Source organism: Paenibacillus sp. P13VS, from assembly GCF_015143645.1.
Classification (GTDB): domain Bacteria; phylum Bacillota; class Bacilli; order Paenibacillales; family Paenibacillaceae; genus Paenibacillus; species Paenibacillus xylanilyticus_A.
In genome coordinates this window covers 301,932-315,433 of sequence record NZ_WYEV01000008.1, presented here as the reverse complement: position 1 = coordinate 315,433, position 13,502 = coordinate 301,932, and the positions used below count along the sequence as shown (strand labels likewise).

The following is a 13,502-nucleotide window of genomic DNA, read 5'->3' as shown; positions in this document are numbered from 1 at the left end:
TGGCCGATCACCCTCTCAGGTCGGCTACGCATCGTCGCCTTGGTGAGCCGTTACCTCACCAACTAGCTAATGCGCCGCAGGCCCATCCTCAAGTGACAGATTACTCCGTCTTTCCAGCTTCCTTCAGGCGAAGAAAGCAAGTATTCGGTATTAGCTACCGTTTCCGGTAGTTGTCCCAAGCTTGAGGGCAGGTTGCCTACGTGTTACTCACCCGTCCGCCGCTAAGTATCAAGGAAGCAAGCTTCCTATCAACTCCGCTCGACTTGCATGTATTAGGCATGCCGCCAGCGTTCGTCCTGAGCCAGGATCAAACTCTCCAATAAAGTATTGAAAAGAGCGATTAGCTCATTTTGAATCTGACGAGATTAAAAATCTCATTTCCGCTTCGAAATCATACAGTCAGATGACTTGTACCAATTTCTCAGCATCGATCTTACAAAGTAAGATCGTTACTCACTCGTTGTTCAGTTTTCAAAGATCAAACTTCGTTGCTGCACTTCTCTATCGCGTTAGCGCTGTGTTTCAGCGGCGACTTAAATAATATAACATATTGATTAGATCAATGCAACACTTTTTTTCTTTTTTTTTATTTCATAGATTTTAGAACGTAATAACTCTACCAAAATCAATTGAAATAATATAGATAGGGATAAAATAAACGTATGGATATATTATCACACATACAACGAATTAACAATTATTTTACAACTTTTCATTTACTTTAGTTCACATTCCTTCGTTTCCTCATTCTTCTCCTCTTATTTAAAGTAAGAGGCCAGCCTTTCAACATAGGCCGGCCTCTTTTTAACAATCAGGATATACACGATCCTGTCTGTATCAACTAAGACTGTATCCAGGGATTACGACGTTTTTTGGTTGAATTACGTTTCTCCGCCTCTGAGTTACGTCTTCCATTTGCAGAAGAAACAGATACTTTGGATGTTCTTTTACCACTTGATTTGCTTGTTCTGCGTTTTGTCGTGCCTGTTTTTGCAGAAGCTTGCTTGGTTTTGCCCCCTACTTCCGTTACTTCTTCTCCGGATACATTAGACTGGCTTAAATCCGCTTCTTCACGTCCACCTTTTTTAGTTCCAACATTGCCTTGAGCTGGGTACAGTTCCCCAAAAGCTCCCAGAGGAGATGGGGGCACCATGTTTTGTGAAGGATACGGATTCTGATATGCATACTCTACGGGCTGGTTTGGTACAATGTTTGGCCCCATATGCGTCTGTACACCATACGGGTCATACGAACCATACATTCCCCACGCAGGATCCTGATAACTGTATCCAGGGTGGCCATAATGGGGGTTATGCATATGTCCGCCACATCCACAAGGTGGATACGGAAGTGTTGAGTAAGGGGAAATAAACGGCTGTTGGTTCATATGTGTATCAGCAACGAATGGAGGGAATGGGCTGTTGACTTGTGCAGCAGGTGCGACTGGATAAACATTTTCCTGCTGATATTCAGGAGCCAAATTCGGCGTATAGTTATTGTGGTTCTGCTCTGTCCATTGACCTTGATAAGAAGGGCTCACCGAATAAGGAGTAGCTTCAGGTAACCCTGGGAACCCAGAATTGTGATTATATCCAGAAATATGTGATGATTCAGGAACAGCATAAACCTCTTGAACAGGGACAGGGATTTGAGCATATGGATGCTCAGCCGGCGCATGATGCAATTTTTTTCCACATCCACAAGGAGATTTGGTCGCGGGTGAAACGACAGACGGCGACTTCGTATTAGGGATGACTGGTAGCGGCATAATTTCAGGAGAAAGATTAGGCATGGTGTATGTTGGCACTTCCGGCAAAGGCTGTACTTCAGCAATTGGGGCGAGCTGTTCTTTTTTCTCAGGTGCCATCTCCGGTTTAACCTCAGGTAGCTCAGGTAACTGCGGCAGTACTTCCAATTCAGGCATCACATTTGGGATGACAGGATTTGCTGGTAAAGGTGCTGGTGCTGGAGTAGGAGCTGGCGTCTCTTCTACTGCCTTAGGTATCTCCGGTGCTGGTGGTGCTGGTGGTTCTGGTGGTGCTGGGGGTGCTGGCTCTTCTTTGACACCTGTATACTCCTTGCCCTCAGGCGAAAGCTTTTCATGATCAGCAACATTACCTGTACTGCTTCCTGTAACCGTATTTCCCTGAACAGGTTGGGAGGGGATATAGACTGTCTCTCCTACAAGCAGGGCGTTCGGGTTTTTCAACTGAGGGTTCGCGTTGATCATATCCTTCAATGAGACTCCCCAAGCCTGAGACAGCTTCCATAAAGAATCACCTTGCTGGACTTTGTGACTATGCAGTATTCCTTCCGGTTTTGGTGTTACAGGCTCTGCTGGAATTTTAACTTTCATACCGATATCCAGCTTGTCGGGATCAGTAATTTGCGGATTAGCCGCAATAATTTTGTCCAGGCCCACATTATATTTTTGGGACAGTAAATATAGCGTGTCGCCTTTTTTCACCATGTGTATTTTCACGGGGAACTAACCTCCTAGACGTGTTACTTGGGCAGTGCATTCGCCCATACCGTTACTACATCCTATGCAGAAACTGGGCTAATGACATCATCTAAACAAAAAAAATCCTCCCTGCCTCCAAAACCCGCACCCTATGTAGGATGCTGATCTTATTGGACAAGAAGGATATTGCATTTCAATATGTTTAGAAGGGTTACGCTTCCCAAACCTTATAACCGTCTTTGTCTACAATTTGACGGAACGCTTCGAGCAATCTCAATGTGACTGGGCCAGCTACACCCGATCCAATTGTTCTTCCATCAACCTCATATGCAGCGATGACTTCTGCGGCTGTTCCCGTAAAGAAGACTTCGTCAGCGATGTACACATCATGCAGGGTAAATGGAACTTCTTTTAGCTCCAGATCGAGTTCGCCACATAAATCGATGATGGCCTGACGCGTGATTCCTTCCAGCGCTCCGAGGTAACAAGGCGGTGTGTAGACTACCCCATTTTTGATAATGAAAATGTTGTCACTAGATCCTTCGGTAACATATCCTTGGGAATTCAGCATGATTGCTTCGCCAACACCTGCATAGTTGGACTGGATTTTAACAAGTATGTTATTCAGATAATTTAATGATTTGATTTTGGGATTCAGTGCATCAGGGATATTCCGGCGCTGAGATACAGATACGGCTTTTAACCCTGTCAGATACGCTTCCTCAGGATAAATTGCCAGCTGCTCCACAATAATAATAACAGACGCTTTCGGGCAGCGCAGCGGATCCAGACCCAGATTACCAGGTCCACGAGATACGATTAAACGGATATAGCCGTTACGCATATCATTGCGGCGCACTGTTTCTGCCATTACTTCTAGCATTTCATCATAGGATAAAGGAATGTTCAAACTGATCGATTTTGCCGAATCGTACAGACGGTCCAAATGCGCTTTGCATCTGAAAATATTGCCGTTATAAATCCGGATACCTTCGAAAATTCCGTCCCCATACAAAAAGCCGTGATCATACACGGAAACGGTTGCGTTCTCCTTGGTTACATATTGACCATCCAAATAAATCCACTGTTCTGACATGGATGACTGCACCTCCGTTTAATTTCCAATCATTATCTCCCGAATCTTGAATTGTTCCATTACATTGTACAACATGGGGCAGGCTTTTACGTTAACGTTTTACCCATCTCAATGCCAATCCTCAGCAAATCCTACCCGTTTATTAGGTGGTTTTCAATGAAGGATATGTATAGCAGGGATAGCTGCCCAGAACACGGACCTGACAATTCAATGCCTCGATCTCAGCCATGGCTGCTGTGAGCAATACGGATTCTACGGTTTCTTCAACATCGATATAAAAATAGTAACTGCCCAGCCTTTTCTTCGTAGGACGAGACTCCAGCCTAGTCAAATTCAGCTTTCTCCAGGCAAATGCGGACAATACCTGATGCAGAGCACCAGGTGCATCTTCAGGCAGTGTAACCAGCAAACTTGTTTTCACATGATCCGGCTCACGTTGAATCTGCACTGGCTCATGACCAATCAGTACAAAACGGGTGTAATTGTTATCATGATCCGTCACCCGTTCAGCCATGATATTTAATCCATGCTTTTGTGCAGCAAGGCGGGTGCCAATAGCGGCCCAGCCCTTTCCGGGATTCTTTTTTACCAACTCGACCGCTTCTGCCGTACTATTGACGCCCTCAAGCTCAGCATCCGGGCAATGAAGACGGATAAAGTTCTGGCACTGCGGAATGGCTACCGGATGAGACATGATCTTGGTAATTTTGCTGAAGTCGTATGCACCGCTCCCGTCAGCGAACTCGGAACCATGTCCAATCACATTTTGTATGGAAGGATACACCCACTCCGCTTGCATTGGAATGTCCACTTCGTTAACCAGCCAGTCCATATGCAAACTAACGGAGCCTTCAATTGTATTTTCAATGGGAATAACGCTATATTGTGACTTGCCACTGTCTGTGGCGCGAAACACATCAGAAATCAGTTTGGAATGAAGTAGCTCCAGCGGTTCCCCATTAAACAGAAATTCTACAGCTTCATGGGAAACAGAGCCTTCAGGTAATACGGCAATTCGTTTCATGCTTTAACTTCCCCTTTAATTCTGTCCAAAAAAGGACGTTCATCTTGATCAGGCAGCACGGTTACACCGTCCAGGTCCGGATCCAGCCATAGCGGCGTTGCATTAATGCCTTCCTTGCCCATGGTCTCCATCAAATACTGTTCCAACTCGGCTTTGCGGGGATCATGCCGATCCACCAATGTCAGAACAGTTGGTCCGGCTCCACTAAGTGCAGCTCCCAAAGCACCATGCTCTACAGCATGTTCCAATATTTCAGTCATGCCAGGTACCAAAGATGCCCGGTATGGTTGGTGAATACGATCCAGCATCGCCCTTTGTATCATATCCAGTCGCCCGCTTGCCAGCGCTGCAACCAAAAGGGAAGACCTGCTGATATTATGCACGACATCAGACTTGTCAAATTGCTGTGGAATGACATTTCTTGCTTTGGAAGTCGATAGTTCGAAGTCTGGCACAATGACCAATGTCTGCAAATCCTGATGCGGCTCAATACGGATGTGATCCACACGACTTCCATCCCAAGCAGCCGCAATAATACCGCCATATAGAGAAGCCCCCACATTATCCGGGTGCTTTTCGAGCGAAGTAGCCATATCCATGAGCTTATCGTCCGATAGCGGAGAACCAATTAAAGCGTTCGCGGCAGCCAGAGCACCAACTATGGCAGATGCGCTGCTTCCCAGTCCACGGGTAAGAGGAATATCCGAAAACATGGAAATCTCCAGTTCAGGAACAGACACGCCCGTCTCTTTGAATACCATCTGTGCGACTTCGTAAATTAGATTGGATCTATCCGTTGGCAAACCATTCAGATGATCTCCATACAGATGAAACACCGTCTGTTCGGACGGCTTCATCTCAATCCAGGCATACAAAGACAATGCCATGCCCAGGGTATCAAACCCTGGACCCAGATTGGCTGTACTTGCAGGTACTTTTACTGTAACTCGTTGCTGCAAACTCATACGGATTGCTGCTCCAGCTGTGCAATAGCCGCCATAACCGCTTCTTCCGAATCATCGACTACAAGCGGCTCTGTTGCTACCGTTTTGATCGCGATGTTCGGATCTTTCAAACCATGACCCGTCAAGACACATACAACCGTCTCTCCACCTTTAAAGTATCCTTCCTGCTTCAATTTATATACTCCCGCAACCGAAGCAGCCGATGCCGGTTCAGCGAAGATACCTTCCCGCGCTGCAATTGTACGATATGCTGTCAAGATTTCCTCGTCCGTTACATAGTTGATCTGTCCACCGGACTCTTCAGCCGCAGTCACAGCGGTCTTCCAGCTAGCCGGGTTACCAATGCGAATCGCAGTGGCCACAGTCTCCGGCTCAAGAATCGGCTCTCCCTTAACGATTGCCATCGCGCCTTCTGCTTCAAATCCAACCATGCGCGGCAAGGAGTCCGATTTTCCCGCCTCTTTGTATTCTTTGAAGCCTTTCCAGTAAGCAGAGATATTCCCTGCATTGCCGACTGGAATTGCCAGTACGTCAGGTGCTTGACCCAGTTGATCCACCACTTCAAATGCAGCTGTTTTTTGACCTTCGATGCGGTAAGGATTCACAGAGTTCACCAGGGTGATAGGGTGCTTCGCTGTAATCTCACGTACAATTTCAAGTGCACGGTCGAAGTTACCGTTAATCGCAATCACTTTGGCTCCGTAAATCATGGCCTGAGCCAGCTTGCCCAGTGCGATGTTATTGTTAGGGATCAATACGATACAGTTCAGACCACCGCGTGCAGCATATGCTGCAGCAGCTGCAGAAGTATTGCCTGTGGAGGCACACATGATCGTACGGCTGCCCTCTTCCATAGCTTTTGCAACAGCCATTACCATACCGCGGTCTTTGAAAGAACCACTTGGATTCAAGCCTTCGTATTTAAAATATAGATTCAGTCCAAGGTCCTTGGACAGATTTTCGGCATGAATCAGTGGAGTGTTTCCTTCCTGAAGCGTAAGCATAGGTGTATTTTCATTAACCGGAAGGTACTCTTTGTACGTTTGCAGCAATCCTTGATATCTCATTGTAGTAAGCTCCTTTATGATTAAGTAATACGAATATGAAGACCTGAAATTATAGTATTAAAAATTGTACATTCAATTTAACCTAGCCATTCGAACGTTATATGATTAGAAAAATAATTTTAACCCTCAACCCGATATACACTCTTGATCCGGCGTATAACACTAAGAGATTCAAAGTGTTTCAACACTTTATCCATGCTTGCCTTGCTTGCATTATGAGTAACGATGATGATCTCGGCATCCGGGTTATGCTCGTTCGGCTGTTGAACGACCGAAGCCAGGCTGACTTCATACTCTGCAAAAATCTGCGTGATTTGCGCCAAAACGCCCGCTTTGTCGTCCACGTGCAGCAAAATGAAGTTCTTTGACATGATCTGTTCATCGCTTTGCAGACGCTTCTGCTTGTAAGGAACGATGGCTTTAAGTCCGTTTACGCCAAGCTTCAGATTTTTGATCACAGCCACGAGATCTGCAACGACGGAAGTGGCCGTTGGGAGTTCACCTGCACCCGCACCATAGAACATCGTTTCGCCTACTGCTTCCCCGTGTACATACACTGCATTGAACACGCCATTAACGGAGGCAATCGGGTGACTCTGTCTCACCATGGTAGGCTGAACACTGATATTGATCTCGTCATCACGGCAATCCGCAATTCCAAGGAGTTTCATCTCATAACCGAGTCTTCTGGCATACGTAATGTCCTCACGGGTTACGGATGAAATACCACTAACCGCCACATCCTGGAGCTCCACATTGGTGCGGAAACCCAGCGTTCCCAATATTGCCATTTTGCGAGCGGCATCCAGTCCCTCCACATCCGATGTTGGGTCAGCTTCCGCATAACCCAGAGCCTGTGCCTCTGCGAGGACCTCTTCATAAGAAGCACCTTCCTGGCTCATTTTGGTCAAAATGAAGTTCGTTGTTCCGTTCACAATCCCCATAATACGGGTAATCCGGTCAGATGAGAAACCTTCAATCAGGGTGCGGATAATGGGAATCCCACCAGCTACGCTGGCTTCATAGAAGACATCACATTTCTTCTCCTGTGCCTTCGCCAAAATCTCGGAGCCATGGAGAGCCATTAGATCCTTATTTGCCGTGACAATATGTTTTCCCCGCTCCAGCGCTTCAAGAATGTACTCTTTCGTCTGTTCGATACCACCCATAACCTCCACGATCACATCGATGTCCGGGTGGCGAATCACTTCCCACGGATCTTCTGTCAGTTTGGCTCGATCCACAGCAATGACGCGATCCTTAACCGTATTTTTTACAGAAATCTTCTCGATAACAATCGGTGAGCCGACCTGACTGCTCAGATCCTCCTGGTTTCCTTCCACGATGCGAACAACCCCGGTACCTACGGTTCCGAGTCCCAATAATCCTACTTTTACCGGTTTCACCAACGATCTACCCCCTAATGTCTTTTATGTCTGCCGCCTCTGTACACTCTCTATGTACAATGAAGCAGTTTTTTTCATATATCCGGACGTTATGAGATAAAATCCAGTTAGCCCTGACCTACAATCCGTGTGCGCCGAACCCCCGGCATATCCTGCATCCGTTCCAACATTTCACCGATTTCTCCGTGAAGATGTGACGTCTCTACCGAGATAACGACATTGGCTCTTCCTTGAAGCGGGATACTCTGATTAATCGTGAGTACGTTGGCTCCATATCCAGCCACATGTCCCAACACGCGAGACAATATACCAGACTGATGCTCCAGATCAATCGATATGGTAACGATTCTTTCCCGTTCCAATTGGTTGATGAGGTGAATTCCATCCTTATACTTATAAAAAGCACTTCGGCTTAATCCGACCTGCTCCACTGCTTCATGCACTGTTTTGACATCCCCCGAAGCAAGCAGCTCTTTCACCTGCATCGTCTTCACCACTGCTTCTGGCAAAATGTCTTCCCGTACTAAGTAATAGCGTTCATTCACAGAACGTCCTCTCCTCAAAGACTCATGTTTTCATATAGTGGACATTATATCGGATCTATACTAAAAGGGCAATACGTTACATATCTATTTTTTTCAAAACCGTTTCTCAAAGTATACAAGGTTCTCCCAGCCTCATGTTAGGAAAAAATAAAAAAAACGCAGAGCAGCGGGTCATTTCCCACTTCTCTGCGTTTATACGTTCGTTTATATGTGCACAGCCATACATTAAATTTTACTTGCCAAACTTAATAGTAGCTGCTGCCTTCAACGAATTCGAATTCAAAATCACCGATGCGCACAATCGTGCCTTCTTCAGCACCACGTTTACGGAGCTCTTCATCTACGCCCATATGACGCAGTGTACGCGCCAATTTAAGGATGGCCTCATGCGAGTTCAGCTGCATCCGTTTCATCATGCGATCAATCTTGGCACTCTCAACAACAAAGATTTCATTCTCCCGCACAATACGGAAGCCTTCGTCCTCTTTCTTATCCAGACTGTACACTTTGCGTTCCGATATGTCCGCTACTTCCTCCACCACGACTTCGTCCGGAATCTGATCAAGCAGATCCGCCGCACGATACAGGAGTTCCTGAATTCCTTTACGAGTCAGGGAAGAGATTGGCATGATCTCAATATCCGGTTGAACTTCACGAACCTTTTGCATAAATTGCTCCAGATTCTCTTCCGATTCCGGCATATCCATTTTGTTGGCTGCCACAATCTGAGGTCTCTCCGCGAGTGCCGGATTGTACAGCTTCAGCTCGTCGTTGATTTTGACCCAGTCCTCAAACGGATCGCGTCCTTCCGAACCAGACATATCCACAACGTGAATAATGATGCGGGTACGTTCAACATGGCGCAAAAACTCATGTCCAAGCCCGATGCCTTCATGAGCACCTTCAATCAATCCTGGCAAGTCAGCCATTACGAAACTGCGTCCTTCACCCACACCAACTACACCCAGGTTAGGCGTAATGGTCGTAAAGTGATAGGCTCCAATCTTCGGCTTCGCCGCTGATACAACCGACAACAGTGTAGATTTCCCGACACTCGGGAAACCAACCAAACCAACATCCGCCATAACTTTAAGCTCAAGCACAATATAGCGTTCTTCGCCCTCTTCACCATTTTCGGCAAGTTCAGGTGCTGGATTGTTCGGTGTTGCAAAACGGATATTCCCCCGGCCGCCCCGGCCACCACGCGCAACGACAACCTGTTGACCATGACGCGTCAGGTCTGCCAATACCTCTCCACTGTCTTCATCCAAAATCACAGTCCCCGGTGGAATACGCACAATCATGTTCTCCGCGTTCGCACCATGCTGACTTTTATTACGTCCCTTCTCACCACGAGGGGCCTTGAAGTGACGCTGGTAACGGAAATCCATCAATGTACGCAAACCTTCATCGACGCGGAAAATGATGTCAGCTCCTCTGCCTCCATCACCCCCGGCAGGTCCGCCGTTTGGTACATACTTCTCACGACGGAACGAAATAAGTCCGTCCCCTCCGTCTCCTGCTTTTACATAAATCTTCGCTTTATCTACAAACATGGCTACCCCTTCTTCCTATATTCCACACGGCATTCTAAATTGTATAAAAGTGTCTTCAGACGGAAGCTGCTCCGTTCTGACTTTTTTTCCTTTGAGTACGGCATTAAGCTGCCGTAATGTTTCCGGATCGGGTGTTTGATCCCCGTCCAGCCGAACAACCACATCCCCATGGTCTTGTCCGAAGTTCAAGGTCAGTTTGCGAACCTCTCCCCAAGACGACCGGCCGCCACCGTATTGATAGGCTCTGATTGCATCTGCAATTGCGCCCGTAAGCGACTCGCCATCCTCGGGAGAGATCAGAGCACTAAGCTGCAATTCTTCCTCGACTTCCACATGCAATTCCAGAGCGGCGCCACTGGCACGAAAAGACTGGAGATAAAAAACGAGTGAGGGAATGCCTAATTTGGAAATCCGACTTTCCTCGGTTACCCGTTCTTTTATTCTTTCCACACATTGCACGGATTTATCAAGTTTGCCCAGCCGAAGATATCCATATAACACCTGAAGATCGTTCATCCAATCATGCCGATGATGATTTAGTGATGCAATTGCTGTCTTTTCCATAGATTGTATGATGGTTCTGCGTTCCGCTTCCGCCTGTCTCTTCATCACATTCATTGAAACAAAGATTACGGCTACGGACCACAATGCGCATACAGCACTCGAAATGGCTGCCGGATACAGCACAACGAAAACCAAAGGAATCAGAAGTGAACATGCCGCAATCCACGGCACTCTTTTCCAAGATTTCATGGCTTCTCCCCGTTCTACAAAACTCGGTTGGTTTTAAACCCCACCGTAACCAAGTATAACATGTCTTTTCTGCCAGTTCATTATCGAAAACATCTATACCATCCTAAATACAAAGAGCCTCCGGCAAAATTGCCGAAGGCTCCTTAGGCGGAATGCCGATATTATGCTTTTACTGCAGCTGCTACTGGAGCAACGTCCACAGGGTAGATGCTTACTTTTTTGCGATCGCGTCCCCAACGTTCGAATTTCACAACGCCGTCCACTTTCGCAAACAAAGTGTCATCTTTACCGATACCCACGTTCGTACCTGGGTGAATTTTTGTTCCGCGTTGGCGAACAAGAATGCTACCACCAGTTACTGTTTGACCGTCAGCACGCTTAACACCAAGGCGTTGCGCTCTACTGTCACGACCGTTCTTCGTGGAACCTACACCTTTTTTCGATGCGAATAACTGAAGATTTAATTTCAACATGATTGGTTGTCCTCCTTCTTTACTTATTTGAGTTGCTCTATCTTAATATACTTCCCGTATGACTCTGCAATATCAGTGAGCATAAGAACCATAGATTCGAGCAGCAATTGCACCTGGGACCAAGTTCCGTCTCTCTCCAGCACTGGCAAAGAAGCGCTTAAAAAGCCATTCTTCATTTTGGCATCCATTTCGACACCCGTCAATGCTTCGATCGAATTCACTGTACCCACTGTAACAGCGGATACCCCGGCACATACGATATCTTCTCCCCGCTTGGCATAATTGGCATGCCCTTTGATGGAAAAGCGATCGATGCTCTCGTCATCGTTACGAAAGATTTGAACGATAATCACTTATCGCACCCTCTTACGCTTGGATTTTCTCGATAGTTACTTTAGTGTACGGTTGACGGTGACCTTGCTTCACATGGTAGTTCTTTTTCGGTTTGTATTTGTATACAACAACCTTTTGACCTTTGCCATGTTTCTCCACTTTAGCCGTTACAGTAGCTCCGGAAACCAATGGTGTACCTGCTGTCAAACCTTGATCGTTAGATACAGCCAGGACACGGTCGAACGTTACGCTTTCGCCATCGTTCGCAGTCAATTTCTCGATGAACAGAACATCGCCCTCTTGGACTTTGTACTGTTTGCCGCCTGTTTCAATAATTGCGTACATTTGCCTTGCACCTCCTCATGTCTCAGACTCGCCCGGTCTCAGGTGACAGCCTCCTTGCGGAGCTGTTCTTGTACCCGGCCAGTGCGGTTACAGCATGTGCAAGACCAATAGGCTAAACACATACCTGATGATTATATCATCATCGCGAGCAAAAATCAATGCAATGGTGAAATATATCTTTTACCTGTCCCGTGACAAGAAGAACAGGGCTCCACATAAGGAAGTGTACTTTCTTCCCGGACTTTTTTACGTGTAAGTTCAAGCAGACCCAGCTTGGTCCAGCCCATGACAAAAGCCTTGGTTCGATCTTTTTTGAGTTCAGCCTCCAGCGCTGCAGCAACTTCCTGCCGATTGGTTGCTTCCTCCATATCGATAAAGTCCACAATGATCATGCCACCAATGTCCCGCAAACGCATTAAACGTGCAATTTCAATGGCTGCCTGCATGTTGGTTTCCGTTACGGTTTCTTCCAGACTATCCCCGCCGCCTCCAGTGAATTTGCCTGTATTAACGTCCACCACCGTAAGTGCCTCTGTATGATCGATGACGATGTAACCTCCGCCGGGGAGCCATACTTTGCGTGCAAAATCCTTATTGAGCTGCTCTTGAACGCCATACGCAGCAAAAATGGACTCTGCACCCCGGTAAACCTGTACCTTTGGCTGATGACCCGGACAGATCTCCTCCAGTAAAGCCCTCACCTCCCGGGCTTGTCCTTCACTGTCTGTAATAACCTCATCGCTGCCTGGAGTATACACATCCCGAATAATTCGCTGAACCATGCTGTGATCCCGATGCAACAGGCTCGGTGAAGGCAAACTGTCAGCTTTTTCGCATATCAAACGCCACTGCTCACGCAACGATTCCAAGTCAGCCTCTATGGCCTCACGCTGCTCTTCTGCGGATACGGTTCGAATGATCAGCCCTTCCTCCCCACGTCTGAGCTGATCTCCCAATGCCTTAAGACGGGAGCGATCCCCTTCACGGGCAATCTTCTTCGAGACGGCTATGTAGTCCGCTATCGGCATGTAGACAAGCCATCGGCCCGGTAGTGAGTAGTGTGTCGTCACCCGGGCTCCTTTGCTTCCTACCGGCTCTTTTAGAACCTGAACGATGACATCCTGACCTGGACGAAGCAATTCGGAGATTGAAGGTTTCACCTTGGGTTGTTTCTCCAAATGAGGGTGCAGGACATCATCCACATATAGAAAGGCATTTTTTTTCTGACCTATATCCACAAAAGCAGCCTGCATACCCGGCAGCACGTTGACGACCCGTCCTTTGAAAAACGAACCAAGCAGTCCGCGTTCGCGTGTACGTTCTGCTGTAAATTCCACAGCTTTGCCTTCTTCCAGAAGCGCCATTTGCATGAGGTTGTGTTCATTATGTACGATCATTTGTTTCATGGCTTGACCTCTAGAAGACAATTCAATTCATCCACATCCATTCTGTGTCTTTGCAATTCTCAATGTATA

General features: G+C 47.0%; 13 protein-coding genes, 1 rRNA gene and 1 other annotated feature. All 14 genes read right to left on the bottom strand.

Going from position 1 to position 13,502, the window contains the following annotated elements:
* Positions 1-323, bottom strand: a 16S ribosomal RNA gene (locus tag GUA98_RS21445); the annotation flags it as partial.
* 518 nt (positions 324-841) lie between these two features.
* Complete coding sequence (locus GUA98_RS21440; protein ID WP_193724324.1) at positions 842-2,482, bottom strand: LysM peptidoglycan-binding domain-containing protein; 1,641 nt, start codon at positions 2,480-2,482, stop codon at positions 842-844.
* Between the two features lie 193 nt (positions 2,483-2,675).
* Positions 2,676-3,560, bottom strand: a complete 885-nt coding sequence (gene ilvE / locus GUA98_RS21435) for a branched-chain-amino-acid transaminase (protein WP_095293327.1) — start codon at positions 3,558-3,560, stop codon at positions 2,676-2,678.
* A gap of 142 nt (positions 3,561-3,702) precedes the next feature.
* Complete coding sequence (gene pheA, locus GUA98_RS21430; RefSeq protein ID WP_153979758.1) at positions 3,703-4,584, bottom strand: prephenate dehydratase; 882 nt, start codon at positions 4,582-4,584, stop codon at positions 3,703-3,705.
* The gene (thrB, locus tag GUA98_RS21425) at positions 4,581-5,549 is read right to left on the bottom strand and encodes a homoserine kinase (protein WP_193724323.1); all 969 of its coding nucleotides are present in this window, start codon (positions 5,547-5,549) and stop codon (positions 4,581-4,583) included. Before thrB ends, pheA begins: the two co-directional genes overlap by 4 nt.
* Positions 5,546-6,616, bottom strand: coding sequence for a threonine synthase (thrC, locus tag GUA98_RS21420; protein ID WP_153979760.1), 1,071 nt, complete (start codon positions 6,614-6,616; stop codon positions 5,546-5,548). Before thrC ends, thrB begins: the two co-directional genes overlap by 4 nt.
* 119 nt (positions 6,617-6,735) lie before the next feature.
* Positions 6,736-8,022, bottom strand: a complete 1,287-nt coding sequence (locus GUA98_RS21415; RefSeq protein ID WP_095293333.1) for a homoserine dehydrogenase — start codon at positions 8,020-8,022, stop codon at positions 6,736-6,738.
* 107 nt (positions 8,023-8,129) lie between these two features.
* Positions 8,130-8,567 carry an ACT domain-containing protein gene (locus tag GUA98_RS21410; protein WP_153979761.1) on the bottom strand — a complete coding sequence of 146 codons (438 nt, stop codon included), beginning with the start codon at positions 8,565-8,567 and terminating at the stop codon, positions 8,130-8,132.
* Between the two features lie 245 nt (positions 8,568-8,812).
* Positions 8,813-10,123 carry a GTPase ObgE gene (obgE, locus tag GUA98_RS21405; protein ID WP_153979762.1) on the bottom strand — a complete coding sequence of 437 codons (1,311 nt, stop codon included), beginning with the start codon at positions 10,121-10,123 and terminating at the stop codon, positions 8,813-8,815.
* A 15-nt stretch (positions 10,124-10,138) separates the two neighbouring features.
* The gene (locus GUA98_RS21400) at positions 10,139-10,876 is read right to left on the bottom strand and encodes a Spo0B domain-containing protein (RefSeq protein WP_095293322.1); all 738 of its coding nucleotides are present in this window, start codon (positions 10,874-10,876) and stop codon (positions 10,139-10,141) included.
* 161 nt (positions 10,877-11,037) lie between these two features.
* Positions 11,038-11,349 (bottom strand): 50S ribosomal protein L27, encoded by a 312-nt coding sequence (gene rpmA / locus GUA98_RS21395; protein ID WP_095293321.1) that lies wholly within the window; start codon positions 11,347-11,349, stop codon positions 11,038-11,040.
* A gap of 23 nt (positions 11,350-11,372) precedes the next feature.
* Positions 11,373-11,702, bottom strand: a complete 330-nt coding sequence (locus GUA98_RS21390; protein WP_095293320.1) for a ribosomal-processing cysteine protease Prp — start codon at positions 11,700-11,702, stop codon at positions 11,373-11,375.
* Positions 11,703-11,715: 13 nt separating this feature from the next.
* Positions 11,716-12,027, bottom strand: coding sequence for a 50S ribosomal protein L21 (gene rplU, locus GUA98_RS21385; RefSeq protein WP_095293319.1), 312 nt, complete (start codon positions 12,025-12,027; stop codon positions 11,716-11,718).
* Positions 12,028-12,041: 14 nt separating this feature from the next.
* Positions 12,042-12,126, bottom strand: a sequence feature (ribosomal protein L21 leader region).
* A gap of 56 nt (positions 12,127-12,182) precedes the next feature.
* Complete coding sequence (locus GUA98_RS21380; protein WP_153979763.1) at positions 12,183-13,433, bottom strand: Rne/Rng family ribonuclease; 1,251 nt, start codon at positions 13,431-13,433, stop codon at positions 12,183-12,185.
* Positions 13,434-13,502: the final 69 nt, after the last annotated feature.

Bases quoted from the DNA above. Each gene is read 5' to 3' on its own strand.
- ilvE (WP_095293327.1), bottom strand. From the start codon at position 3,560: ATGTCAGAACAGTGGATTTATTTGGATGGTCAATATGTAACCAAGGAG.
- pheA (WP_153979758.1), bottom strand. From the start codon at position 4,584: ATGAAACGAATTGCCGTATTACCTGAAGGCTCTGTTTCCCATGAAGCT.
- thrB (WP_193724323.1), bottom strand. From the start codon at position 5,549: ATGAGTTTGCAGCAACGAGTTACAGTAAAAGTACCTGCAAGTACAGCC.
- thrC (WP_153979760.1), bottom strand. From the start codon at position 6,616: ATGAGATATCAAGGATTGCTGCAAACGTACAAAGAGTACCTTCCGGTT.
- obgE (WP_153979762.1), bottom strand. From the start codon at position 10,123: ATGTTTGTAGATAAAGCGAAGATTTATGTAAAAGCAGGAGACGGAGGG.
- GUA98_RS21400 (WP_095293322.1), bottom strand. From the start codon at position 10,876: ATGAAATCTTGGAAAAGAGTGCCGTGGATTGCGGCATGTTCACTTCTG.
- rpmA (WP_095293321.1), bottom strand. From the start codon at position 11,349: ATGTTGAAATTAAATCTTCAGTTATTCGCATCGAAAAAAGGTGTAGGT.
- rplU (WP_095293319.1), bottom strand. From the start codon at position 12,027: ATGTACGCAATTATTGAAACAGGCGGCAAACAGTACAAAGTCCAAGAG.
- GUA98_RS21380 (WP_153979763.1), bottom strand. From the start codon at position 13,433: ATGAAACAAATGATCGTACATAATGAACACAACCTCATGCAAATGGCG.